Source organism: Actinophytocola algeriensis (assembly GCF_014203735.1).
In the GTDB taxonomy this organism is placed as follows: domain Bacteria; phylum Actinomycetota; class Actinomycetes; order Mycobacteriales; family Pseudonocardiaceae; genus Actinophytocola; species Actinophytocola algeriensis.
Genome location: NZ_JACHJQ010000006.1, coordinates 632699 through 657357, shown reverse-complemented (window position 1 = coordinate 657357; position 24659 = coordinate 632699). Strand labels below are relative to the sequence as shown.

Genomic DNA, 24659 nt, shown 5'->3' with positions numbered 1-24659 from the left:
GAGGGGGATCGTATGCCGGGATTCCGCGGAACGGAACAGTCCGTGCGCTATCGCTTCCGCAGCGTGGCGATCTCGAGTGTGCCGCGCGTGATCTTGACCTGGCCGGGAGGGGCGTCGGAGTCGATCTCCGGGTGGTCGTCGCTCGCCACGGTGATCTCCAGGTGGTGGCCCTCCGCGAGGCGGTGGTGGACCGGCCACAGGTGGACCTCCAGGTCGTACGGCCTGCCGGGGCGGACGGGGACCGGGTGTTCGTGGCCGTGGCGGTGGCTCGCCTTCAGCCAGCCGTTCGTGATGCGGGTGCTCGTGCCGTCCGGGGCCACGTCGGACACGATCACCGCCACGTTGCCGTCGGCGGCCGGGAAGGTGGCGCGGATCGTCGCGTTCACCTCGCCTGCCAGCACCAGGTCCTCGCGTACCGGCCGCATGCGGAAGACGAGGCTCTCGCCAGGGTCGCGGGGGCCGGGGTCGGTGTTGACCGTGTACGCGCCGCCGGGAGTCAGGGGCAGGTGCCGGGTGCGGCCGGCGGGCCAGTCGTCGTACTGGTGCCAGCCGCCGTGCGGGGTTTCGAACGACGTCACCTTCTTCGCGGGCAGCGGGGCGTCGCGGCCGGCGAGCCAGTGGTCCCACCACGCGAGGAACGCGCCCGTGCCGATGTCGGCGTACTGACCGGCAGGCATGCCGTGCTCCCACGGGCCCGCCACCAGCCACACGTTGTCCTGGCGTGCCTGGAAGTTCTGCACCATGCCGTCGCGGTACCGGTCGTACCAGCCCGCGATCTCCAGGGTCGGCACGTCCAGGTCGGACCAGCGTGCCTTGACGCTGCGTTCGCGCCAGAAGTCGTCGTAGGCCGGGTGCCGCGCGTACGTGACGAGCGTGTCCGGGGCCGTGTTCTGCTGCCACTCGCGGATCCGCGCCGAGTAGATGCCGCCGCGGTAGATGGTGTTCTCGTACCAGTCGCTGATGCCGTCGACCGGGATGATCGCCGCCAGGTGCGGTGGTTTGTTCACCGCCACCAGCAGCGACGAGTGGCCGCCGTAGCTCACGCCCATCTGCCCGACGCGGCCGGTGGACCACGGCTGGACGGCAAGCCACTCGATGAGGTCGTGGTTGTCGCGCTGTTCCTGTGCGCTGAACGGGTCGAGCCGGCCGGGGGAGTCGCCGGAACCACGCACGTTGCACACCGCCGCGACGTAGCCGCGGGTCACGTAGAACCGCGCCGCCTCACCGAGCGCCGCGAGCTGGTCGTAGGCGTTGAAGTCGTACACGATCACCGGGAACCGGCCCGGTGCGGCGGGGCGGTGGAGGTCGCAGGCCAGGTGGCTGCCGTCGCGGAGCGGGACCTCGGTGCGTTCCGTGTGGACGGTGTAGGTGGCTGGGCGGTCGTAGGCGAAGAACGGGTCGTCGGGCAGCGGCGGGGCGGTGTCCACAGGGGACAGCAGGGTCGCCGCGAGTGCCAGCGCGAGTGTCTTCATCGGATCTCCAGTGCGAGCAGCCGTGAGCTGAGTGACTTGCCGTGCGTGTCCAGCGCGAGCGAGGTGGTGACGCCACCGTCGACGATCTGGTGGCACACGAAGTGCAGCGCGGGCAGGTTCGGCAGCTCGTGCCGCACGACCTCGCCCGCGATGTACTCCGCCAGGTGCGCGCGGACCCGTTCGGCGGTCACCACACGAGCCAGCCGGGCGTAGTCGGCGTCGTCGCGCGGGAAGACCGACAGGGTCGCCGTGTTGCCCTTGTCGCCCGCGCGGCAGTGGGCCAGCTCATGCAGTAGCACCGGGTACCTCCAGGAACGTGACGGACGGCCGGACCGCTTCGCGGGGGATCGTGGTGGACGCGATGCCGATGACCTCGGTGACGTGCGCGCGGAACCCGCCCCCACCCGCGGGACCGTTGGTGTACAAGGACTCCACCTCGTCACCGACCCGGTCCAGCAGGGCCGCGTCGTGGCTGATCGCCGCGACCCGGACGCGGCAGTCCGTCTCACCGCCCAGCACCTCCGCGCGAACCGGCACCCCGGTCAGGCGGCGGGTGACGATCTCGGCCGCCAGCGCACCGCGTGCCGCCGCGTTCGGGCCCGCGTAGGAGATCTCGGCCTCCACCTTGGACCCGGCACGGTAGCCGACGCTCACCTTCAACGTCTCCGGGCGCGACGTGCCCCGGGCGCCGGAAATCCTTGTGTCGTCGGTGATCCGCACGCCACGCACGTCGAGCGTCACATCCGGGGTCAGGTAGGCGGCCGGATCCGTGATCTCGTACAGCAACTGCTCGCGCACGGTCTGCCGGTTCAGCAGGCCGCCCGTGCCGGGGAGCTTGCCCAGTGCCGCGGTGCCGTCGAAAGACACGTCCGCGTACGGGAAACCGAGCGCGTGCAGGTCCGGCACGTCCTGGTAGCCGGGGTCGGCGAAGTAGCCGCCGGTCAGCTGGCCGGCGCACTCCAGCAGGTGGCCGACCAGCGTGCCGGCGGCAATCGACGGCACGTCGTCGAGGTCCCAGCCCAGCCGGTCCGCCAGCGGCGCGACGAACAGCGACGGGTCGGCGACCCGGCCCGTGATCACCACGTCGGCGACCAGCGCGGGCAGCACCGCGTCCGCGCCGAGGTAGGCGTTGGCGGACACGATCTCCCCGTGCTCCCGCAGTGGGCGGCCGGTCTCCCAGGCGGGCGCGTCGAGGTCCACTTCGGACAGCACGTCGTCGCCGGTGACGACCGCGACCCGGCCGGACAGGCCCAGGGTGGACATGATGGACGCCGTGACCCGGCCCGCGGCCAGCGGGTTCGCCGCGCCCATGTTGGTGATCACCCGTACGCCGTGGGAGAAGGCGAGCGGCAGCAGCCGGGTGAACCGGGCCGGGAGGCGGCGTTCGTAGCCCAGCGCCGGATCCGCGAGCCTGCGCTGCTGTGCCTGCGCGACCGTGCGTTCCCCGAGGCACTCGAGCACGAGGTCGGCGAGCGCGCCGCGGCGCAGCAGGTCCCCGGCCGGTTCGATCCGGTCGCCGGAGAACCCCGCCCCGCAGCCGATCCTGGTGGTGTGCAAGCGAATCCCCTAGAAAGAAATGGCGCCGGTGACGAGCGCGACGACCGTCATCACCAGCGTCGTGCCGAACGCCCACTTGAAGATGAACCGCTGGTGCGCGCCCAGCTCCACGCCGCTCATGCCGAGCAGGATGAACGTGGACGCGGTCAGCGGCGAGAGCGGGAACCCTGTGGTCATCTGCCCGAGGATGGCCGCGGTGCCGACCTCGGCCGCGCTGCCGCCGAACGCCGTCGCGGTCTCCGCGAGCACCGGCAGCACCCCGAAGTAGTACGCGTCCGGTGTGAACACGAGCGACAGCGGCATGCCCGTGACGGCGACGAGGACCGGCAGCGCGCCACCCGCGCCGTCCGGGATCACACCGACGAGCCAGGTCGCCATCGCCTCGATCATCCCGGTGCCGCCGAGGACACCGGTGAACACGCCTGCCGCGAAGATCATCGTCGTGACGAGCACGACGTTGTTGCCGTGCCTGGCGAACAGCTCCTGCTGCCGCTCCCACGACGGCACGTTCACGATCACCGCGATCACGAACGCCAGCACGAACACGACCTCGAGGTCCATCAGCTGCGCCAGCAGCACGCCGACCAGCGCGAGCGTCAGCACCACGTTGAACCAGAACCGGAACCGGTCGAGCCCCGTGCGCGGCCGCGCCTCCGGCACGACCTCGTCCAGTTCGAGCACGCCCAGCCGCCTGCGTTCCGACCGTCCGATGAGGAACGCCGCGACCAGCACCCACAGGATGCCCCCGACCATCGCGGGGATCGCGGGCACGAACACGTCGGCGGAGGAGAGGTTCAGCGCCGCCATCGCGCGTGCGGTCGGCCCGCCCCACGGCACCATGTTCATCACGCCCGCGCCGAGGCAGATCACCCCCGCGAGCACGACCCTGCGCATGCCGAGCCGTTTGTAGATCGGCAGCATGGCCGACACGGTGATCAGGAACGTGGACGCGCCGTCGCCGTCGAGTGCCACCAGCAGCGTCAGCACCGCCGTGCCGACGGTGATCTTCAGCGGGTCGCCCTTGGCCCACCGCAGCACCCGCGCGACGGCCGGGTCGAACAGCCCCCGGTCGACCATCAGGCTGAAGTACAGCACCGCGAACGTGATCATGATCGCGACCGGGGCGACCTTCAGCAGGCCGTCGGCGATCAGGGTGCCGAGCTGCCCGCCGTGGCCGGTGACCAGCGCGACCAGGACCGGCAGCGCGGTGAGCGCGATGAGCACGGACACCCGGCGGGACAGCACAGCCACCAGGAACAGTGCGATCGTGACGAAACCACTCGCGGCGAGCATCGTTGACCTCCTGCGATCGTGACCACACCATCCCGGCATCGCCTATCGCGATCAAGCATCAGTATTCGATAGATTGATGCATTGTGCGCATGGATCTGACCGTCCAGCAGCTGCGCGTCGTGGTCGCGGTGCACGACGCGGGCAGCTTCACGACCGCAGCCGGAGCGCTGCTGGTCGCGCAGTCGTCGCTGTCGCGGACGGTTCTCGAGGTCGAGCGCAGGCTCGGCGTCGCGTTGTTCGACCGCACCACGCGCAGGCTCGAACCGACCGCGGAGGGCCGGGAGTTCGTCGCGATCGCACGGTCCACCGTGGCCACGTTCGACGCGAACCTGCGGCACTTCGCCGGGTTCCTCGACGGGCAGCGCGGTCGGGTGCGGGTCGCCACGCTGCCGTCGCTCGCCGCGATCCTGCTGCCCGCGATCGTGTCCGCCTACCAGCGCGAGCACCCGGACGTGCTGCTGTCCATCGAGGACGCACTCGCCGTCGAGGTGCTCGACCGGGTGCGGTCGGGTGTCGTCGACTTCGCCGTCACCGTGGTGTCCGCGACCACCGACCCGATCGACGACCTGCACGTCACGCCGGTCGCGACCGACCGGTTCTGCTGCGTGTTCCCGCCAGGGCACGCGTTCGCCGACTGCACCGAGGTCTCGTGGGCGCAGCTGGCGGGGGAGGCGTTCATCGCGTTCGACCGCACGACGAGCATCCGCCAGCACCTGGACCGCGCGCTCGGACAGTCCGGCCGACGACCGCACAACGCGATCGAGGCGCGCAACATCAGCGCCGTCGCCGGGTTGGTCGCGGCGGGACTCGGGGTGTCGGCGGTGCCGGGGCTGGTGCTGCCGCTCGTCGGGTTCGCCGGGCTGGACCACCGGCCGCTCGGCGACCCGAGGACCGAACGCCGCATCGCGGTGGTCCGGGTGCCGCACCGGCCGCTGTCACCAGCCGCGACGGCGTTCCGCGACGCCATCACCGAGGCCAGCCGGTCGGGCGTGGCGCTCCCACCGGAAACCGCGTGGACCTCACCGCCTCCGGGCTCCTGAGGCTGGCGCAATGTCGCACGCCTGAAACATTCGCGAACGTGGGAGTAACACGGGCTGCCTAGCGTCCTCCTCAGCCGATGCGAGGAGGACAGCGCGTGACGACTGTGGCGGCCACGATCGGCACCACCGACACACACTGCCCGTACTGCGCTCTCCAGTGCGGTATGCGTCTCACCGGGACCGTCGTCGCTCCCCGTGACTTCCCCACCAACCGAGGCGGTCTCTGCCAGAAGGGCTGGACCGCGGCCACACTGCTGGACTCACCGTCCCGTCTCACCACGCCACTGGTCAGGGTGGACGGTGAGCTGCGGCCCGCGAGCTGGGACCGTGCCCTGGACCTGGTCGCGAACCGGATCATCGACCTGCAGGCCGGCCACGGCCGGGACGCCGTCGCGGTGTTCGGCGGCGGTGGGCTCACCAACGAGAAGGCCTACCTGCTCGGCAAGTTCGCCCGCGTCGCCCTCGGCACCTCGCAGATCGACTACAACGGACGGTTCTGCATGTCCTCGGCCGCGGCCGCCGGGACGAGAGCGTTCGGGATGGACCGCGGCCTGCCGTTCCCGGTCGAGGACCTGCGGAACGCGAACGCCGTGCTGCTGGTCGGCGGCAACCCGGCCGAGACCATGCCGCCGTTCGTGCAGCACCTCCGCGGCGCCGAGCTGATCGTGGTCGACCCGCGCCGGTCGGCCACCGCCGAGCTGGCCACGCTGCACCTGCAGCCCGCGCCGGGCACGGATCTCGCGCTGGCGCTGGGCATCCTGCACGCGGTGGTCGCCGACGGCCACCTGCGCCACGACTACCTCGCCACCCGCACCACCGGCTTCGACGACGTGTGGCGGATCGCGGCGGCGTGGTGGCCGGAGCGGGCCGAACGGGTGACCGGGGTCGCCGCCGCGGACCAGCGGGCCGCCGCCGCGATGCTGGCCGCGGCCGGCGACGCGTACGTGCTGACCGCACGGGGGACCGAGCAGCACGCACGTGGCGCCGACATGGTCAGCGCCTGGATCAACCTCGCGCTCGCGCTGGGACTGCCCGGCACACCGGGGTCGGGGTTCGGCTGCCTGACCGGGCAGGGCAACGGGCAGGGCGGCCGCGAGCACGGGCAGAAGGCCGACCAGCTCCCCGGCTACCGCAAGCTCGACGACCCGGCCGCTCGCGCGCACGTGGCCGCTGTGTGGGGTGTCGACCCGGACGACCTGCCCGGTCCCGGCCGGTCCGCGTACGAACTGCTCGACTCCGCGCCGAAGGGCCTGCTGGTGTTCGGCAGCAACGTGGTCGTGTCCGCGCCGCACGCCTCGCGGATCGCCGCCCGGCTGTCCGACGTGGACCTGCTGGTGGTGGCGGACGTGGTCATGTCCGAGACCGCCGCCATCGCGGACGTGGTTCTGCCGGTCACGCAGTGGGCCGAGGAGGACGGCACCATGACCAACCTGGAGGGCCGGGTCCTGTTGCGGCGCAAGGCGGTGACCGCGCCCGCCGGGGTGCGCACCGACCTGGAGGTGCTGCGTGGTCTCGCGTTCCGGCTCGGGCAGCCGGAGGAGCGGTTCCCGGTCGAGGCGGAGCAGGTGTTCGACGAGCTGCGGCTGGCGTCGGCGGGTGGGATCGCCGACTACGCAGGCGTGTCCTACGACCGGCTGCGGGCAGGGGAGGCACTGCACTGGCCCGTGCCCTCGACCGACCACCCGGGGACGCCGCGTGCCTTCCTCGACGGGTTCGCCTTCCCGGACGGGCGGGCGCGGTTCGCCACGGTCGACCACAGTGGACCCGCCGAGCCGCCGGACGACGAGTTCCCGTTGCAGGCCACCACGGGCCGGGTGCTGCAGCACTACCAGTCCGGCGCGCAGACCCGCCTCGTGCCGGAGCTGATGGCGGCCGTGCCCGAGCTGTACGTGGAGGTGCACCCCGACACCGCGGCGCGGGCCGGGGTCGTCGACGGCGACCTCGCCGACGTCACCTCCCGGCGCGGCACGGTCCGGGCACGGGTGCGGTGCGTGCCCACGATCCGCGTCGACCTCGTGTTCCTGCCGTTCCACTTCCCCGGCGACGCGCGGGCGAACCTGCTCACCAACCCAGCGCTGGACCCGACCAGCCGCATGCCCGAGTTCAAGGTGTGCGCCGTGCGACTGGAGGCCACGTCATGAGGCGCATCGTCATCGTCGGGTACGGCATGGCCGGGGCCCGGCTCGCGGAGGAGATCCGCAGACGCGACACCGAGAACGTCGCGGTGACCGTGCTGGGTGCCGAGCGGCACCCCGCGTACAACCGCATCCTGCTGTCCAGTGTGGTCGGTGGCGGCATGACCCCGGAGATGGTCCGGCTCCACGACGACGACTGGGCCGCCAAACACGACATCGACCTGCGCCTGGGCACCGCGGTCACCGGCGTCGACCGCGCGGCGCGGCGGGTTGCCGTCGACGACGGGTCCACTGTGGACTACGACGCGCTGGTGCTCGCCACCGGCAGCCGCCCGTGGCTCCCGCCGACCGAGGGTCTCGTCGTCGACGGCGTGCCCGCGCCGGGCGCGGTCGCGTTCCGCACCCTCGACGACTGCGAGCAGATCGTCGCCGCGTCCCGGCCCGGTGCGCCGGTCGCGGTCGTCGGTGGCGGGCTGCTGGGGCTCGAGGCCGCCAGGGGACTGGCGAGCCGCGGCAACCTCGTCACCGTCGTGCACCCGGTCGGCCACCTGATGGAACGCCAGCTCGACCGCGGCGCGGGCGCGGTGCTCGCGGCCCGGCTCGCGACGCTCGGCATCGAGGTGCGGCTGAACGTGAAGGCCGCCCGGTTCGTGCCCGGCGACGGGCTCAAGCTCGACGACGGCACCCACGTGCCCGCCGACCTCGTCGTCGTGTCCGCGGGCGTGCTCCCGGAGACCACGCTCGCGCAGGACGCGGGCCTGGCCGTCGAGCGCGGCATCGTCGTCGACGACCTGTTGCGCACGAACGATCCCCGCGTCCACGCCATCGGTGACTGCGCGCAGCACCCCGGCACGATCTCCGGGCTCGTGCAGCCCGCGTGGGAGCAGGCCGCCGTGCTCGCCGACCTGCTCACCGGCGCCCGCCCGGCCGCCCGCTACCGCGGCACGCCGGTCGTGACCCGGTTGAAGGCCAAGGACGTCGACCTCGCCGCGCTCGGCGACGTGCACGCCGACGTGGACAGTCCGGACGCCGAGGTCCTGTGCCTGTCCGACCCGGCAGGTGGCCGGTACGCGAAGCTCGTCCTGCGGGACGACCGCGTGTCCGGCGCCATCCTGCTCGGCGCGCCCGACGCGGCCGCCGCGATCACACAGCTGTACGACCGGGGGATCCCCGCGCCGTCCGACCGGCTCGCGCTCCTGCTCGGCCGCGCGCTTCCACCCGGTGCGTCGGCCGCGCACAGCCCGGCAGACCTACCGGCGGCGACAACGGTGTGCCGCTGCAACACCGTCAGCAAGAGCCAGCTGGTGAAGGCCTGGCGCGGCGGTGCCCGCGGCGTGGCAGGCCTCGCCCAGTCGACCCGCGCGACCACGGGCTGCGGCGGCTGCCGCGACACCGTCACCGCCATCGCCGACTGGCTCGCCACCGCCGATGAAGGCACGGCCTGAAACCTCCCGAGGAGACCGCGACTTGACCGCCACGATCGAATCGACGCCAGCTGTCACCCGCCGCAGGGGCCGCTGGATCGACGACTGGAACCCCGACGACGAGGCGTTCTGGGAAGCCACCGGCAAACGGATCGCCCGCAAGAACCTGATCTTCTCCATCTTCGCCGAGCACCTCGGCTTCGCCATCTGGGTGCTGTGGTCGGTGGTCGTGATCAACCTGGCGAACGCCGGGCTGCCCATGACCCTGTCGGAGACGTTCTGGCTGACCGCCATGCCGAACCTGATCGGGTCCGCGTTGCGGATCCCGTACACGTTCGCGGTGCCGCGCTTCGGCGGTCGCCTGTGGACGGTGGTCAGCGCGAGCCTGCTGCTGATCCCGGCGCTGCTGCTGGCGGTGCTCGTGCCGAGCGGGTGGCTCGCGAGCCAGGCACACGACACGCAGTTCTGGGTGCTGCTGGCCTGCGCGGCCACCGCGGGTGTCGGCGGCGGGAACTTCTCCTCGTCGATGGCCAACATCTCGTTCTTCTACCCCGAGCGCAAGAAGGGTTTCGCGCTCGGTCTCAACGCCGCCGGTGGCAACCTCGGGGTCGCCGTCGTGCAGCTGGTCGTGCCGCTCGTGGTGATCATCGGAGTTCCGGCCGCCGCGGCGAAGCTGCCGCAGCACGAGGTGCACCTCGCCTACGCCGGGCTGATCTGGATACCGTTCGTGGTGGTCGCCGCGCTGTGCGCGTGGTTCTTCATGGACAGCATCACCCACGCGCGCGCGGACGCGAAGTCCTATGTGTCCGCGTTGCGGCACGGGCAGACCTGGATCATGTCGATCCTCTACATCGGCACGTTCGGCTCGTTCATCGGCTACTCGTTCGCGCTGCCGCTCGTCATCAAGAACACCTTCCCGGAGTTCCTGGCGCAGAACCCGTTCATCGCCACCTACCTGGCGGGTCTCGGGTTCGTCGGCGCGCTGATCGGCTCGGTCGCGCGCCCGTTCGGTGGCTGGCTGTCCGACCGGATCGGCGGCGCGCGGGTGACGCTGTGGTGCTTCATCGGCATGGGTGTGTTCACCGCGCTCGCGATCGTCGGCGTCAACGCGCACAGCTTCGCGTTGTTCTTCGGTTCCTACATGGTGATCTTCATGCTGTCCGGTGCGGGCAACGGGTCCACGTACCGGATGATCCCGGTGATCTTCGGTGAGCTGGGCCGCAAGGAGGTCGCCGAGAAGGGCACCGACAAGGCCGCGACCGCGTTGAAGTTCAAGCGGGAGGCCGCCGCGGTGATCGGCATCGCCGGTGCGATCGGCGCGTTCGGCGGCTTCCTCATCCAGGTGATCTTCCGGCAGGCGAGCCTCGGTGTCACCGCGAAGGTGACGGCCGCGGAGACCCTCGCCGAGAAGCAGGCGGTGGCGGCTGCGGGCGACGACTGGTCGACCTCCGCGCTGTACGTGTTCCTCGCCGCCTACGTCGTGTTCGCGTTCATGACCTGGTTCTACTACCTGCGCAGGAGCTTCGCGGTCACCCGCGTCCCGAGCCTCGCGCACGCGGGGGTGTAGCACATGAGAACACTGGTGGTGGCCGGCAACGGGCCCGTCGGGCACCGGCTCGTCGAGTCGTTGCGTGAGAAGGACCTGACCGGTGAGTGGCGGGTGGCGGTGTTCGCCGAGGAGTCCCGGCCCGCCTACGACCGCGTCGCCTTGACGTCCTATGTGGACACCTGGGACCCCGTGGCGCTCCAGCTCGACGGCGCCACCTACGATGGCGACGACCTGGTCGACCTCCACCTCGGCGACCCGGTCGTGTCGATCGACCGGGAAGCGCGGCAGGTCCTCACCCGCGGCGGGGCGTGCGTGGACTACGACGCGCTCGTGCTCGCCACCGGCTCCTACCCGTTCGTGCCGCCGGTACCCGGCCACGACCTGCCCGGCTGCCACGTCTACCGGACCATCGAGGACCTCGACGCGATCCGCGCCTCTGTCCGGGCCGCCGCCGAGAAGGCCGGTCAGGGACGGCGTGCCGCGCTGGTCGTCGGCGGTGGCCTGCTCGGCCTGGAGGCGGCGAAGGCCTTGCGGGACATGGGACTCTCGCCACACGTCGTCGAGCTGGCGCCGCGGCTGATGCCGCTGCAGGTCGACGACGGCGGTGGCGGGCTGCTCCGCATGCTGATCGAACGGCTCGACGTGACGGTGCACCCCGGCACCGGCACCCAGTCCATCGAGGCCGACCGCGGCAGGCTGCTCGCCAAGCTCGGCAACGGCACCGAGCTGGACGTCGACCTCGTCGTGTTCTCCGCCGGGGTGCGGCCCCGCGACGAGCTGGCCCGCACGGCCGGGCTCGCGGTCGGGCAGCGCGGCGGTGTCGCCGTGGGCACCGACTGCGTCACCAGCGACCCGGACATCTACGCGATCGGCGAGTGCGCGTGCGTCGACGGCACCGTGTACGGGCTCGTCGCGCCGGGCAATGCGATGGCCGAGGTGGTCGCCGACCGGCTCCTCGGTGGGCAGGCCACGTTCGCGAGCGGTGACACGTCGACGAAGCTGAAGCTGCTCGGGGTGGACGTCGCGAGCTTCGGTGACGCGCACGCGAGCACGGAAGGCGCCCTCGAGGTCGTGTTCAACGACGCCGTCGCGGGCACCTACAAGAAGCTCGTGGTCTCCGACGACGCGAAGACGCTGCTCGGCGGTGTGCTCGTCGGTGACGCCGCGCAGTACCCGCTGCTGCGCCCGCTCGTCGGCCGCGACCTGCCGGGCGACCCGGCCGCCATGATCGCCCCGTCGGGCGGGGCGGCCGCGGTCGGCATCGGTGCGCTGCCGGACGAGGCGCAGGTCTGCTCCTGCAACGCCGTCACGAAGGGCGCGATCAACGGCGCGATCACCGAAGGCTGCACGGACGTGCCGGGGCTGAAAGCATGCACCAAGGCGGGCACCACGTGCGGTTCGTGTGTGCCGATGCTCAAGCAGCTCCTGTCGGCGGCCGGTGTCGAGCAGTCCAACGCGCTGTGCGAGCACTTCCCGCAGAAGCGCGCCGAGCTGTTCGAGATCCTGCGGTCCACCGGCATCCACACGTTCAGCGAGCTGGTTTCCCGGTACGGCACCGGAAGCGGCTGCGACATCTGCAAGCCCGCGGTCGCGTCGATGCTCGCGTCGCTGGGCAACGGGCACGTGCTCGACGGCGAACAGGCCGCACTGCAGGACACCAACGACCACTTCCTCGCGAACATCCAGCGCAACGGCACCTACTCGGTCGTCCCGCGCATCCCCGGCGGCGAGATCACGCCAGAGAAGCTGATGGTGATCGCCCAGGTCGCCCAGGACTTCGGGCTGTACACCAAGATCACCGGCGGGCAGCGGATCGACCTGTTCGGCGCGACCGTCGACCAGCTGCCGGAGATCTGGCGGCGGCTCGTCGACGCCGGGTTCGAGTCCGGGCACGCGTACGGGAAGGCGCTCCGCACGGTGAAATCGTGCGTCGGCGACACGTGGTGCCGCTACGGCGTGCAGGACTCGGTGCGGCTCGCGATCGAGCTGGAGCTGCGGTACCGGGGCCTGCGGGCGCCGCACAAGATCAAGTCGGCGGTGTCCGGGTGTGCGCGCGAGTGCGCGGAGGCCAGGTCGAAGGACTTCGGCGTGATCGCGACCGAGCACGGCTGGAACCTGTACGTCGGCGGCAACGGCGGCTTCACGCCAAGGCACGCGGAGCTGTTCGTGTCCGACGTGACCACCGAGGAACTCTTCCGCTACATCGACCGGTTCCTCATGTTCTACGTGCGCACGGCCGACCGGCTGCAGCGCACCGCCGCCTGGGTCGAGTCCCTGGACGGCGGCATCGACCACCTGCGGGCGGTGATCGTGGACGACAGCCTCGGCATCTGCGAGGACCTCGACGCGGCGATGGCCAAGCACGTCGAGTCGTACGCGGACGAGTGGGCCGGCGTGCTCGACGACCCGGCGAAGCTGGCGCGGTTCACGTCGTTCGTGAACGCGCCGGGCACCCCGGACCCGACGATCTCCTTCCGCGAGGAGCGGGGCCAGCCGGTGCCGCTCGGCATGCCGACGGCGGTGACCCGGTGACCGCGCTGGAGGTGTGGACGCCGGTCTGTGCGCTGACCGCGCTGATCCCCGGCCGAGGGGTGGCCGCGCTGCTGGCGCACGGCGAGCAGGTGGCGATCTTCCTGACCGCGGACGGCACCGTGCACGCACTGTCCAACGTGGACCCGTTCAGCGGCGCCGCGGTGCTGTCCCGCGGACTGGTCGGCGACCTCGGCGGCGTGCCGGTCGTGGCGTCACCCATGCACAAACAGCACTTCGACCTGACCACCGGGTCCTGTGTGGACGATCCGGCGGTGTCGGTCGCGGTGTACCCGGTGCGGATCGAGGACGGCACCATCCTGGTCGGCGGGCCATGACCGCCCCGCTGGCCGGCTACACGGTGGGCGTCACCGCGGCCCGCCGCGCCGACGAGCTGGGCGCTCTGCTCGCGCGCCGGGGCGCGAGCGTCCAGTTCGGGCCGGCGATCCAGCTCATCCCGCTGGCCGACGACGAGGACCTGCTGCGCCAGACGCAGGCCGTGATCGACGTGCCGCCGGACGTCGTGGTCGCCACCACCGGCATCGGGTTCCGCGGCTGGGTGGAGGCCGCCGAGGGCTGGGGACTCGGCGACAGCCTCCTGGCCGCGCTCGGCACGGCGACGGTACTGACCCGCGGCCCGAAGGCGAAGGGCGCGGTGCGCGCGGCGGGGTTGGTCGAGGCGTGGGCGCCGGTGTCGGAGGGCAGTGCGGAGCTGCTGGAGCACCTGCTGGCGGCCGGGGTCGCGGGTAAGCGGATCGCGGTGCAGCTGCACGGGGAACCGTTGCGGGACTTCGTCGAGGCGCTGCGGCGCGCGGGCGCCGAGGTGGTGGAGGTGCCGGTGTACCGGTGGACCGGGCCCGCCGACCCGGCACCGCTGTCGCGGCTCCTGGACGGGCTCGTCTCCGGTCAGGTCGACGCGCTGACCTTCACCAGCGCTCCCGCGGCGGCGAGCGTGCTGCGGACGGCCGCCGAGGAGGACCGGCTCGAGCAGGTGCTGGACGCGCTGCGGTACCGGGTGCTCGTGGTGTGCGTCGGCCCGATCACGGCGAGCCCGCTCGCGCGTGTCGGGGTGCCGGTGATCCAGCCGTCGCGGGCCAGGATCGGTGCACTGGTGCGGGAGCTGGCGGTGGCGCTGCCCGCGCGCGCGACGCGGGTGAAGGTCGGGGAGTGTTCGCTCGAACTGCGTGGCCAGGCGGTGCTGGTGGACGACGAACCGCGGCCGGTGCCACCCGCGCCGATGGCGGTGCTGCGCGCGCTGGCGGAGGACCCGGGGCGGGTCCTGTCACGACGGGTGCTCGCCGGTGTGCTCCGCAAGCACTCGGGCCGGGAGGACACAGTGGACGCGCACGCGGTGGAGACCGCGGTCGGCCGGCTGCGTGCCGCGCTGGGCGCCCCGAACCTGGTGACGACGGTCGTGAAGCGCGGCTACCGGCTGGCGGTGGAGCACTCGTGACGTGCGTGCTCGTCGCCCATGGCACCCGGGACCCGGCTGGGGCCGCGGTGGTGGAGTCGCTCGCCGCGCTGGTCCGGCGGCACCTGCCCGACGTGCGGGTCGCGTTCGCCGACGTCCGGGGGCCGTCCGTCACGACCGTGCTCCGCGACTGCCCTGGCCCCTCGGTCGTCGTGCCCGCCTTCCTCTCCGCCGGGTACCACGTCCGCGCCGACATCCCGGAGCAGATCGCCGCGTCCGGCACCCCGGCCGTGCTCACCCCGCACCTCGGCCTCGACCTCGTGTCCGTCGCGCGGCACCGGCTGGTCCAGGCCGGGTGGGTGCCGGGGCAGCCGGTGGTGCTCGCCGCGTCCGGGTCGTCCGATCCCCGTGCCCGCGCCGAGGTGTACGACGCCGCCTGGCGGCTCGGGGCCGCGCGGGTCGGGTTCGTCGCCACCTCGTCGCCCGCGCTCGACGAGGTGCTCGAACCCGGGGTGGCCGTCGCGAGCTGGTTCCTCGCGCCCGGTCTCTTCCACCGGCGGGCGGTCGCGGCGGGTGCGGAGGTGACCGCGGCCCCGCTCGGTGCCCACCCGGCGGTGGCCGAGGCGGTCGTCCGCCGGTACCGGCACGCAACGATTCGTGAACGTTGGGTTTCCCGCACAGGTACAGGACTTGGACATCGGGCGTCGCAGCCCTCATGATGTAGGTGGCCGGAGGAGTCTTGGCCACCCCCATCGCCACACACTCTCTTGGAGTCCTGCCCGTGGGCTTTTTCGGCATCCGCAAAAAGGCCGGTGACGTTCGCCGCCTGCTCGACACCCCAACGGGGCCCATGCCCGCCGGCTATGAGCCGGGCACGGCTGTGCCCGGGGCCGTCGCCGTGTACTTCGCCGATGATCCGCGGAAGGTCTACCAGCTCAAACAGTGGCTGCCGGTGTTGGAGCGGCTGGACCGCGAGCACCCGGTCACGATCATCACGCGGAACCGGAAGACCTACGAGGAACTCGACACCCCGCTGCGGACCGTCCTCGCGCCCACGTTCCCCGACCTCGTGCAGCTCTACGAGGCCAGCGACTTCAAGGTCGCCGTGTACGTGAACAACTCCGTGCACAACTTCCACTCGCTCATGCAGCGGCACATCGTGCACGTGCACGTGAACCACGGCGAGAGCGACAAGGTCTGCATGGTCTCCAACCAGGTCAAGGCCTACGACCGGGTGTTCATCGCCGGTGAGGCGGCCCGGCGGCGGCACCGCGTGGCGCTGATGGAGTTCGACGAGTCGAAGCTCGTGCCCGTCGGCCGCCCGCAGCTCGACCTGCGCCCGGCGCCCGTGCTGCCGCCGAGTACACAGAGGACTGTCCTGTACGCACCGACGTGGGAGGGGGAGAACGCCTCCAACAACTACACGTCCGTCGACGTGTTCGGTCCCGCGATCGTCGAGTCGGTGCTCGCCGTGCCGGACGTCCGGCTCGTCTACAAGCCGCACCCGCGGGTCGCGGTCAGCCCCATCCCGGACATCGCGGCCGGGCACCGGGAGATCGTCCGCCGGATCGCCCGCGCCGGTGGTGAGCACGTCGTGGCCGAGCAGGGTGACATCCTCGCCGTGTTCCCCGGCTGCGACCTCATGATCACCGACGTGTCGTCGGTCGGGCTGGACTTCCTCTACCTGCGGCAGGACCAGCCGATGTTCATCGCCGACCGGTACGACGACCGGGAGAAGCTGCACACCGACGCACCCATCAGCCGTTGCGCCGACGTGATCGACTCGGCCACCATCGGCAGGCTCACCGAGACGGTCGCCCAGCGCCTGGCCCACGACGAGTACCGGGAGGCCCGCGCCGCCGTGCGCGAGCTGTACTTCGGCGACCTCGCCCCGGGGGAGAGCACGACCCGGTTCCTCGCCGCGATCGACGACGCGGTCCGCGCCCGCGACGCACACGTTTCACAGACCACTCTCGTGGAGGTGCCCGCATGAACGTCGTGATCCTGGCCGCCGGGATGGGCACCCGGCTCGGCATGCCCCACCCCAAGCCGCTGACGCCGCTCGCCGACGGGCGCAGCATCATGCGCCAGCAGTTGGACAACCTGTCCGCCGGGCTCACCGACCCCGAGGTCACGATCGTCGTCGGGTTCCACGCCGAGGAGATCATGCGGGCGGCACCGGACGCCCGGTTCGTCTACAACGAGCGGTACGAGCACACCAACACGTCGAAAAGCCTGCTGAGGGCGCTGCGGCTGTGCCGCCCGGGCGGTGTGCTGTGGCTCAACGGCGACGTCGTGTTCGACCCGAAGCTCCTGGCGCCGGTGGCGGCGGCGATCGCGGCGGACCGGAGCTTCGTGTGTGTCAACACGGAAGCTTGCGGTGAAGAAGAAGTGAAGTACACCGCTTCGGTCGACGGACTCATCCAGAAGCTGTCAAAATCGGTGGTTGGCGGCTTCGGAGAGGCTGTCGGCATCAACTACATCGCGTCGGCCGACCGGGCGACGCTGGTCGAGCACCTGGAGGGCTGCACCGACACCGACTACTTCGAACGCGGCATCGAGTCCGCGATCGAGACGGCCGGCATGCCGGTGCTGGCGTTGGACATCTCCGAGTTCTTCGTGGTGGAGGTGGACTTCGCCGGGGACCTCGAACGTGCCAACGTGGAGGTGGGCAAGTCCGTCACCTCGGCGGCCTGAGCGGTTCCGGAGCGGAGCGACCCGTTCCACGCCGCGGGCGCGCCGGGTTTCGGCGCGCTATGGACGGCAGACTCTTCGGTCCCGGGCCGGTGCTCCTGGGACATCGTGGTTTGGGCAGGGGCACGGTCGACGGCATCCGCGAGAACACGCTCGAGTCGTTCCTCGCCGCCGCGGCACTCGGCATCGACTGGGTGGAGGTGGATGTCCGGCGCACGTCGGACGACCGCCTGGTCGTGGCACACAACCCGGCGAACGCCGACGGCGTGTTCTACGCGGACATCACCGGCACCGAAGCCACCGGCGACGGCGCCCTGGACCTGCACGAACTGCTGGCGGCGCTGCCCGGCGGGGTCGGCATCGACTTCGACGTGAAGACGTCGATGGAGGACGCCACGCGTGACCGCGCCGCCACCACCATGGCCCAGCTGGCCGTGGTCGCCCGCCGGGAGGCCCGGCGGCGCCCGACGCTGATCAGCTCGTTCGACGCGGGCGCGCTCGACATCGCCCGCGAGCTCGCGCCCGGCGTGGCACGTGGCCTGCTGACGTGGGTCGAGTTCCCGATCGGCCAGGCGGTCGCCATGGCCGCGCACCTGGACGTGCAGGTCCTCGCCCCGCACTGGGGCTCACTGCGACCCAACGAGCGGGAACCGATGGAGCTGCAGCGGCCGCTCGACTACGTGGTGGACGTCGTGCACACCAGCGGCCGGGAGTTCCTGGCGTGGTGCCCGACGGTGGCCTTCGCCCAGCGGCTGCTGGATGCCGGGGTCGACGCGCTGTGCGTCAACAACGTGCCGAAGGCCATCGCCGCGCTGCGGGAGCTCGCGACGGTGTGACGTCAGCGGGTCGCCCACTGGTGCAGGCGGTGGGCGATCTGCTCGACGGGCTCGGCCGAGCGTTTGCCGTCGACGACGAACGCCGTGCCGCAGCGGCGGCGCAGCGACCGGACCCGCCAGTGCGGGCGGGCGGGGAAGAGGGTCTCGCCCTGGCTGCTCATGATCCGCACGACCGGGCCCTTGGCGGTGTCGATCCCGTCGACGGCCTGCCACGGCAGGAACACGGTCTCGGGGTGGCGGCCCAGACCGGTCCTGATCCACAGGCCGGTGTGGTCGGCGGCGAGCTGCGGGCCCAGCAGACCCTGGTACTCGCGCACGATCAGGACGGTGAAGTAGAGCTGGAGCAGCAGCGGCGCCGCGATGACCGCGAGCAAGGGCGAGCCGAGGATGATCGTGAACGCCGAGATCGCCACGATCAGCGCCACCAGCAGCGCGACCGCCACCAGCAGCATCGCGTACAGCCCGGTGGTCGCCGAGTTCGAGCGCACCACCACGGGTGCGTTGCGGGGGACTTCTCTCGTGAAAGTGACCACGCCGGCTTCGACGCGGGCCGCGACCTGCTGGTTTCCTCCCGGGTAGGAACGGGGGCGGCCGGGTCGCGGCCGCCCCCGTCCCGCCTCCTCAGAACCCCGCGGTGATGCGCGTGAAGTCCCAGTTGTTCTGGGCGATCCCGCTGCAGTTGCTCACCACGCCGCCACCGGGACATGGCCGGTCGCGGTTGACGGACCAGAACGCCAGCCTGCCGAGGCCGCGCGACTTGGCCCAGTCGCGGATCGAGGTCCAGGTGCCCACCGACGTCATCTCCTGCTGGTCGGACAGGCCGTTCATGCCGGAGATGCCCATGTGGCTGTACGCCTGGGCGTCGGTCCAGCCGAAGGAGGACTTGAGCTTGTTCTTCAGGCCCTCCGCCGCGTTGATCGTGTCGGTGCCGATGTTCCCGCTGCCGAAGTCGAACGGCATGATCGTGAACACGTCGATGCCCGCGTTGATCGCCGCCGCGCGCTCGATCAGCTGGTTGCCGTAGTAGTTCGGGCCGGTGGTCGTCGTGCCGAACGTGACGATCGTCTGGATGCCGGGGTTGTTCTGCTTGACGATCTTCAGCGCGTCGAGGATCCGGTTGCGCACGGTGTCGTTCTCGAACTCGTCGGAGTTCTCGATGTCGATGTCGATCGCCTTGAGGTTGTAGGCGTTGATCACCTGCTGGTACGCGCCCGCGAGTGCCTGCGCGGTCGAGCAGTTCGGGCCGAGCTTGTTGCCGCTCCAGCCACCGAACGACGGCACGATGTCACCGCCCGCGGCACGGATCGCGTTGATCGCCTGCTGGTCCACCCCGCCGGTCAGCGGGCGGGTCGAGTCCCAGGCCGGCGTGCAGCCGCCGCCGGAGAGCACGAACGCCATGGTGAACCACTTGACGCCGGTCGCGGACATGACCGTGGCCGGTGCGGGCGGGTCGCCCCAGCCCATGTACAGGTACGGCGCGCCGCGGCCGCCCGTCGGTTGGGTGCAGCCGGTGGTCGTCGCGCTGACCGGACCGCTCTTGCCCGACTCGCCCGCGCCGTTGTACGCGGCGACCGTGTAGGTGTGCGAGGTGCAGGAGCCGAGGCCGGAGATGGTGGCCGACGTGCCGGTCACGGTCGCGCGCACGGTCGTGCCCTCGTAGACGCGGTAACCGGTGACGGTGCCGGACGAGCCACCCCACGACAGGGAGATCGCGGAGTTGGTGGTCCCGGTGACCGACGGCGTGCCTGGGGTCGACGGAGCGCCGGGGTTCCCGCCGCCGCCGTCACACGGGTCGCCGTTGAAGCGGCAGTTCTGGATGCCGGGGAAGTTGCCGGGGCTGCCGTTGAAGCCGAAGCTGGTGGTGGCGCCCGCGCCGAGGGTGGGGGCCCAGGACGGGTTGCGGAACGTGTGGTGCTGTCCGCTCGCGGTGTGCACGGCGTCCCAGACGCTCGGGATCGAGTAGCCGCTCGGGACGTCGAACTCGATGGTCCAGCCGTTGATCGCGGCGCTGGACGAGTTCTTGACGGTGACCTTTCCTTCGAACCCGGTGCCCCAGTCGGACACCTTGGTGAACGTGGCCGTCAGCCCGGGCGCGGCGCTCGCGGGCGCCGCCGTGACCAGGCCGAGTACCAGAGTGGCCGTAGCCAGACCGGTGAGCCATCTTCGCATCGTGGACTCCTTCGCGCAGGTACGAAGAGCACCCCGTGGATCTCCCGCACCCAGTGTGGTCTAGACCATGCGGTAACATCAAGGTCTGGACCAATACAGCGGGACAAAGCGGACTTCTCCCGACGTGCGGAGTGGCTTGCCGGGCCCGCGAACCGCGTGCGACCGTGGCTTCGTGGAGCCCACTATCTCGCGGAGCGTCGAACTGGCCGTCGACCCGGAGGTCGCATGGGCCATCGTCACGGACCTGCCCAGCATGGGTGAGCTGAGCCCGGAGAACGTCGGTGGCCGCTGGGTGGGCGGTGCGACCGGCCCCGCGGTCGGCGCCCGCTTCCGCGGTGTCAACCGCGGCCCCGGCAAGGAGTGGTGGACCCGGGTGCGGGTGATGGAGTGCGAGCCACCGCGCTGGTTCCTGTTCGACGTCCGCTCGTCCTTCGGCATGCGGGTGTCCCGCTGGGCCTACGAGATCACCCCGACCGCGAACGGCTGCCGCCTCACCGAGCACTGGTACCGCGTCGGCAACAAGTTCGTCCAGCGCTACCTGGGCCCGATCGTCACGGGGAAGCCGGACCGCCCTGGCTACAACGCCTACTCGATGGAACAAACCCTCGCCGCGGTGGCACGGAAGATCGAGGCACGCACCCCGAGTTAGCCCCAAGACGCGAGGTCAGCTGTCCAGAGAGGCTGTCTGGTGGTGTGCCCTCCGGGGGCTCCTCGCCGGAGGGGCAGGTCTCTGGGATGGCTTGGGGTTTCGTTGTTTGGCTGCGGTTGGGTGCGGGTCTGCCTGCCATCCCGTCGACCTCCCTACGGGCTATCACACCGGCTCAAGGGGGCGGTTCCAGCGTTTGCCGCCGGTTGGGTTGTTTGGTGCCCCCTTGAGCCGGTGTGATCGGGCTTCGCCAGGTCGACGGGATGGCAGGGAGCCCCTTGTGGCGGGCTTCCGCCCGTGCTCGGTTGGCCTTCGTGCCGTGAAAGGCGCTTTCAGGGCGTGGCCCGGTGTCATGAAGGGGCCCTTCGTCACATCGGGCGTGATGAAGGGGTCCTTCATCACGGTGAGCGCAACGAAGGGGTCCTTCATCACGCCGGGTGTGCGAAGGGGTCCTTCATCACGGTGAGCGCAACGAAGGGGCCCTTCATCACACCGGACGTTACGAAGGGGTCCTTCATCGCGCCGGACGTTACGAAGGGGTCCTTCATCACGTTGAGCGTCCCGAAAGGGGACTTTCGCGGCTGACGGGCGGCGGGTCGGGGCGGGTGGCTAACCTGGACCGCATGTCCATCACGGTCTTGGTGCGGCGGCCCGGCCCACGGCTCGCCGAGGGCCTCATCTCGCACATCGAACGGCTCCCCGTCGACCCGGCGCTGGCGTCGCGGCAGTGGGAGTCCTATGTGGAAGCGCTCGAAGCGGAAGGCTGGCACGTGGTCGAGGTCGAACCGGCCGACGACTGCCCCGACGCGGTCTTCGTCGAAGACCCCGTTGTCGTGTATGGGAAGACCGCCGTCCTCGCCCGGTCCGGTGCGCCGGAACGACGAGGGGAGACCGACGGCGTGGCGGCGGCCCTCGACGGCTACGACATCCGGCGGATCGAGGCCCCGGGCACGCTCGACGGCGGCGACGTCCTCAAGATCGGCGAGACGATCTACGTGGGCCGCGGTGACCGCACCAACGACGAGGGCATCCGGCAACTCGCCGCGCACCTCCCCGAGGCGACCGTCGTCCCGGTGCCCGTCACCAAGGTGCTGCACCTGAAGTCAGCCGTCACCGCGCTGCCGGACGGCACCGTGATCGGCTACCCGCCGCTCGTGGACGACCCGACCGTGTTCGACCGGTTCGAGCCCGTCCCCGAGGAAGGCGGCTCGCACGTGGTCCTCCTCGGCGGCAACCGGGTCCTCATGGCCGCGAGCGCGCCCGAGTCCGCCGCGTTGTTCCGCGCCAGGGGCCTCGAGCCGGTCGTCGTCGACATCAGCGAGTTCGAGAAGCTCGAGGGCTGCGTCACGTGCCTGTCGGTGCGGCTGCGTGACACCGCAGCGCTTCCCTGACGCACGAGGCCGGGTCGCCTTCGTGGTAGATCCGCTCGGACGTCTCGATCCCGTCGAGGAACTCCTGGTACCGCACCGCGAAGTACAGCCGGGACAACGGTTCCCCGACCGCGAGCGCGCGGGCCGGGTCGCTGTCCGGGCACGCGGTGCGCCACGCCGCCACCCACGCCGCGTGGGCGGCCGGGGTCCGCGCCGGGTCCCCGAACTCGGTGACCCGCAGCCCGTCGAGCACCGGGGTGCCCGCGTGCGCGTCGGCGAAGTCGAGCACCGAGGGCGGGCCGCCGTCCTCGCTGCGCCAGTTCCCCGAGTGGAAGTCGCCGTGCACGATCGTCGTCGGCAGGCCGCAGTCGGCCAGCTCCGCCCACCCCGGCCGCATGGCCCGCGCGGCGGCGACCTCGTCGGCGGTCAGGCCGAGATCGCGGTCGAGCAGGGCGTCGATCTCGGTGGCGTAGTCGCGGTGCTGGAGCCAGGCAGGCGGCGTCAGCGCCGCCTGGGCGGCGACGTACCGGTGGATGCCCGCGGCCAGCACCGCGTCGGGTGCGTGCCAGCAGTCCTCGCCGGGCAGGTGCGCGAGCAGCAGCCGTCCTTCCGCCGCGCCGAGGACCTCCGGCACCAGCGTCGCGTCGACGGTGGCGAACTCCGCCATCACCACGGCCTCGTCCGCGGCGAACGCGGGCAGTGCCTTGCACCACACCGGACCGCGGTCGGTCGGCAGCCGGAAGAGCGCCGCCAGGTTCCACGTCTTCCGCTGTGCGATCGGGCCGGTCACCGCGATCCCTTGCCCCGCAAGGGTGTCGCGCGCCCACGTGAACAGCGCGCGCAGACCGTCGGCGGTCGCGTAGTGCGCCCGCAGCGGGTCGTCGCCGTCGAGGTCGGCCGGCGGCAGTGACGCGGTCGTGCCGGGTGCCTCCACGTGGTAGGTCACATGCCCGCCCTTCGGCACACGACCGCCATCGACCCGCATGAGCCGCAGCACGTACGCGGGCACCCCGAGCACCACGCCCAGATGCGTGGTGACCGTCTCGACCTCAGCCCACCACGGAGCGTCCACAGCGAACGGTCCCACCGCCCCCACGGGTGCGCCGCCGGACGTGACCACGGCGGTGACGGATTTCCCCACGGCACGCAGTGTCCCGGCGCAAACCACGCGCCGCGACCGAGTTTCGGGTTCTACATTGGCACCCGTGACCACACCACGAACGGAGACCGTCTGCGTCGGCGCCGGCCGCGCGGACCAGCCCGGCGCGCCGCTGAACGTGCCGCCGGTGTTCGCGTCGAGCTTCCGCGCCGGCGGCGAGTACGACTACGCCCGCAACGAGGGCACCCCGACCTGGGACGCGCTGGAGCAGGTCGTCGGGCGGCTGGAGGGCGGGACGGCGACGGCGTACGCGTCGGGCATGGGTGCGGTGGCGGCCGTCGTGGACCTGCTGCCCGCCGCGTCGCGGGTGGTCGTGCCCGCCGACTCCTACACCGCCGTCCGCGCGCTGGTGGCGGCCCGCGGTCACACCGTCGACCTGCGGGACATCACCGACACCGACGCCGTGCTCGCCGCCGCGGAGGGCGCCGCGCTGCTGTGGCTGGAGTCGCCGACCAACCCGCTGATGGACGTCGCCGACCTGCCCGCGCTGTGTGCCGGCGCGCGGGCCGCAGGGGTGCCGGTCGCGGTCGACAACACGTTCGCCACGCCGCTGCTGCAGAACCCGCTCGCCCTGGGTGCGGACATCGTGATGCACAGCGGCTCCAAGTACATCGGCGGCCACGCCGACCTGCTGATCGGCCTGACCGTCGCCGCGGACGAGGAACTGGCCGCGCGCCTGCGCACCAACCGCGTGCTCGCGGGCGCCACCCCCGGCGGGATGGAGGCGTTCCTCGCCGTGCGCGGCGTGCGGACCCTCGCGCTGCGCGTCCGGCAGGCCCAGGAGTCGGCCGGGGTGCTCGCGGAGCGGCTGGAGCAGCACCCGAAGGTCAGCCGTGTCCGGTACCCGGGGCTGCCGTCCGACCCCGGCCACAAGCGGGCGGCGGCGCAGATGTCGGGGTTCGGCGCGATGCTGTCGTTCGAGGTCGCAGGCGGCGCCGCCGAGGCCGACGCGGTGTGCGCGGCCCTGCGCGTGGTCAACGCGGCGACCAGTCTCGGCGGCGTGGAGTCGACGGTCGAGCGGCGCGCGAAGCTCGCGGGCCAGGAGCACGTGCCGCCGTCGCTGCTGCGGCTGTCCGTGGGCTGCGAGCACGTCGAGGACCTGTGGGCGGACCTCGATACCGCGCTCGGGTGACGCCGCGCCTCGTCGTCGTGCTGTTCGACGGGGCGTCCTCGGCCCGCGCGCCGGGCACGCGGCCGGGCTGCGCTACGTGACTGGCGGCCGGGGTGAGCCGCTGGTGCTGCTGCCCGGCTGGCCGCAGACCTGGTGATCGCGGTCGACCTGCCAAGGAACACGGGGGAGCGACGAGCGCGTGGTGAACTTCCCGTCCTCCGGTCACTTCGTGCCGGAGGAGGACCCGGACGCGGTCGTCGGCGC

At 71.7% G+C, this 24659-nt stretch carries 21 protein-coding genes; 14 read left to right on the top strand and 7 right to left on the bottom strand.

Features of this window, described 5'->3' with window-relative positions:
* Positions 1–47 precede the first annotated feature (47 nt).
* From FHR82_RS29930 to FHR82_RS29915, 4 genes are read right to left on the bottom strand one after another with little or no spacing between them, the layout of a single operon-like run.
* Complete coding sequence (locus FHR82_RS29930; RefSeq protein WP_184813898.1) at positions 48–1472, bottom strand: CocE/NonD family hydrolase; 1425 nt, start codon at positions 1470–1472, stop codon at positions 48–50.
* Positions 1469–1771 carry an AtuA-related protein gene (locus FHR82_RS29925; RefSeq protein WP_184813897.1) on the bottom strand — a complete coding sequence of 101 codons (303 nt, stop codon included), beginning with the start codon at positions 1769–1771 and terminating at the stop codon, positions 1469–1471. Before FHR82_RS29925 ends, FHR82_RS29930 begins: the two co-directional genes overlap by 4 nt.
* Entirely contained in the window at positions 1758–3029 is a 1272-nt protein-coding gene (locus FHR82_RS29920; RefSeq protein WP_184813896.1) for an acyclic terpene utilization AtuA family protein, read from the bottom strand. The genes FHR82_RS29925 and FHR82_RS29920 overlap by 14 nt, the downstream gene beginning before the upstream one ends.
* 9 nt (positions 3030–3038) lie before the next feature.
* The gene (locus FHR82_RS29915) at positions 3039–4322 is read right to left on the bottom strand and encodes a CitMHS family transporter (protein ID WP_184813895.1); all 1284 of its coding nucleotides are present in this window, start codon (positions 4320–4322) and stop codon (positions 3039–3041) included.
* Between the two features lie 89 nt (positions 4323–4411).
* Here FHR82_RS29915 and FHR82_RS29910 point away from each other — a divergent pair, with 89 nt between their 5' ends.
* The 11 genes from FHR82_RS29910 (at position 4412) to FHR82_RS29860 (ending at position 17940) form a co-directional block, all read left to right on the top strand.
* Positions 4412–5362 carry a LysR family transcriptional regulator gene (locus FHR82_RS29910; protein WP_184813894.1) on the top strand — a complete coding sequence of 317 codons (951 nt, stop codon included), beginning with the start codon at positions 4412–4414 and terminating at the stop codon, positions 5360–5362.
* A gap of 95 nt (positions 5363–5457) precedes the next feature.
* Positions 5458–7503, top strand: a complete 2046-nt coding sequence (locus FHR82_RS29905) for a molybdopterin oxidoreductase family protein (RefSeq protein WP_376706451.1) — start codon at positions 5458–5460, stop codon at positions 7501–7503.
* Positions 7500–8942, top strand: a complete 1443-nt coding sequence (locus FHR82_RS29900) for an FAD-dependent oxidoreductase (protein ID WP_184813892.1) — start codon at positions 7500–7502, stop codon at positions 8940–8942. Before FHR82_RS29905 ends, FHR82_RS29900 begins: the two co-directional genes overlap by 4 nt.
* A gap of 22 nt (positions 8943–8964) precedes the next feature.
* Positions 8965–10488 carry an MFS transporter gene (locus tag FHR82_RS29895; protein WP_225943920.1) on the top strand — a complete coding sequence of 508 codons (1524 nt, stop codon included), beginning with the start codon at positions 8965–8967 and terminating at the stop codon, positions 10486–10488.
* A gap of 3 nt (positions 10489–10491) precedes the next feature.
* Positions 10492–13002, top strand: coding sequence for a nitrite reductase large subunit NirB (nirB, locus tag FHR82_RS29890; RefSeq protein WP_184813890.1), 2511 nt, complete (start codon positions 10492–10494; stop codon positions 13000–13002).
* A complete protein-coding gene (gene nirD, locus FHR82_RS29885; RefSeq protein WP_184813889.1) occupies positions 12999–13337 on the top strand; it encodes a nitrite reductase small subunit NirD in 339 nt (112 codons plus the stop codon). The genes nirB and nirD overlap by 4 nt, the downstream gene beginning before the upstream one ends.
* Positions 13334–14452 (top strand): uroporphyrinogen-III synthase, encoded by a 1119-nt coding sequence (locus tag FHR82_RS29880; RefSeq protein ID WP_184813888.1) that lies wholly within the window; start codon positions 13334–13336, stop codon positions 14450–14452. Before nirD ends, FHR82_RS29880 begins: the two co-directional genes overlap by 4 nt.
* Positions 14449–15129 carry a sirohydrochlorin chelatase gene (locus FHR82_RS29875; protein ID WP_184813887.1) on the top strand — a complete coding sequence of 227 codons (681 nt, stop codon included), beginning with the start codon at positions 14449–14451 and terminating at the stop codon, positions 15127–15129. The genes FHR82_RS29880 and FHR82_RS29875 overlap by 4 nt, the downstream gene beginning before the upstream one ends.
* Before the next feature lie 62 nt (positions 15130–15191).
* Positions 15192–16403, top strand: a complete 1212-nt coding sequence (locus FHR82_RS47685) for a CDP-glycerol glycerophosphotransferase family protein (protein ID WP_184813886.1) — start codon at positions 15192–15194, stop codon at positions 16401–16403.
* Complete coding sequence (locus FHR82_RS29865; protein ID WP_184813885.1) at positions 16400–17107, top strand: phosphocholine cytidylyltransferase family protein; 708 nt, start codon at positions 16400–16402, stop codon at positions 17105–17107. The genes FHR82_RS47685 and FHR82_RS29865 overlap by 4 nt, the downstream gene beginning before the upstream one ends.
* A 110-nt stretch (positions 17108–17217) precedes the next feature.
* On the top strand, positions 17218–17940 hold the full coding sequence (locus FHR82_RS29860; RefSeq protein ID WP_184813884.1) for a glycerophosphodiester phosphodiesterase: 723 nt from the start codon (positions 17218–17220) through the stop codon (positions 17938–17940).
* 2 nt (positions 17941–17942) lie between these two features.
* Here FHR82_RS29860 and FHR82_RS29855 read toward each other — a convergent pair whose 3' ends face one another.
* Both FHR82_RS29855 and FHR82_RS29850 read right to left on the bottom strand, forming a co-directional pair.
* Positions 17943–18473, bottom strand: coding sequence for a hypothetical protein (locus tag FHR82_RS29855; protein ID WP_184813883.1), 531 nt, complete (start codon positions 18471–18473; stop codon positions 17943–17945).
* A gap of 88 nt (positions 18474–18561) precedes the next feature.
* Positions 18562–20109 (bottom strand): cellulose binding domain-containing protein, encoded by a 1548-nt coding sequence (locus FHR82_RS29850; RefSeq protein WP_184813882.1) that lies wholly within the window; start codon positions 20107–20109, stop codon positions 18562–18564.
* A 172-nt stretch (positions 20110–20281) separates the two neighbouring features.
* Between FHR82_RS29850 and FHR82_RS29845 the strand changes: the two genes are divergently transcribed.
* Together FHR82_RS29845 and ddaH are read left to right on the top strand one after the other, a co-directional pair.
* Complete coding sequence (locus tag FHR82_RS29845) at positions 20282–20758, top strand: SRPBCC family protein (RefSeq protein WP_184813881.1); 477 nt, start codon at positions 20282–20284, stop codon at positions 20756–20758.
* 620 nt (positions 20759–21378) lie between these two features.
* A complete protein-coding gene (gene ddaH, locus FHR82_RS29840) occupies positions 21379–22146 on the top strand; it encodes a dimethylargininase (RefSeq protein ID WP_184813880.1) in 768 nt (255 codons plus the stop codon).
* On the opposite strand, the gene FHR82_RS29835 is transcribed toward ddaH, so the two are convergent.
* Entirely contained in the window at positions 22100–23266 is a 1167-nt protein-coding gene (locus tag FHR82_RS29835; protein WP_184813879.1) for an aminoglycoside phosphotransferase family protein, read from the bottom strand. The genes ddaH and FHR82_RS29835 overlap by 47 nt on opposite strands.
* 64 nt (positions 23267–23330) lie before the next feature.
* On the opposite strand from FHR82_RS29835, the gene FHR82_RS29830 reads away from it, so the two are divergent.
* On the top strand, positions 23331–24416 hold the full coding sequence (locus FHR82_RS29830; RefSeq protein WP_311771338.1) for a trans-sulfuration enzyme family protein: 1086 nt from the start codon (positions 23331–23333) through the stop codon (positions 24414–24416).
* Positions 24417–24659 lie beyond the last annotated feature (243 nt).

Excerpts from the sequence above, each read along its gene's own strand:
- nirB (WP_184813890.1), top strand. The coding sequence starts at position 10,492 with ATGAGAACACTGGTGGTGGCCGGCAACGGGCCCGTCGGGCACCGGCTC.
- FHR82_RS29910 (WP_184813894.1), top strand. The coding sequence starts at position 4,412 with ATGGATCTGACCGTCCAGCAGCTGCGCGTCGTGGTCGCGGTGCACGAC.
- ddaH (WP_184813880.1), top strand. The coding sequence starts at position 21,379 with ATGTCCATCACGGTCTTGGTGCGGCGGCCCGGCCCACGGCTCGCCGAG.
- FHR82_RS29915 (WP_184813895.1), bottom strand. The coding sequence starts at position 4,322 with ATGCTCGCCGCGAGTGGTTTCGTCACGATCGCACTGTTCCTGGTGGCT.
- FHR82_RS29930 (WP_184813898.1), bottom strand. The coding sequence starts at position 1,472 with ATGAAGACACTCGCGCTGGCACTCGCGGCGACCCTGCTGTCCCCTGTG.
- FHR82_RS29900 (WP_184813892.1), top strand. The coding sequence starts at position 7,500 with ATGAGGCGCATCGTCATCGTCGGGTACGGCATGGCCGGGGCCCGGCTC.
- FHR82_RS29865 (WP_184813885.1), top strand. The coding sequence starts at position 16,400 with ATGAACGTCGTGATCCTGGCCGCCGGGATGGGCACCCGGCTCGGCATG.
- FHR82_RS29850 (WP_184813882.1), bottom strand. The coding sequence starts at position 20,109 with ATGCGAAGATGGCTCACCGGTCTGGCTACGGCCACTCTGGTACTCGGC.
- FHR82_RS29880 (WP_184813888.1), top strand. The coding sequence starts at position 13,334 with ATGACCGCCCCGCTGGCCGGCTACACGGTGGGCGTCACCGCGGCCCGC.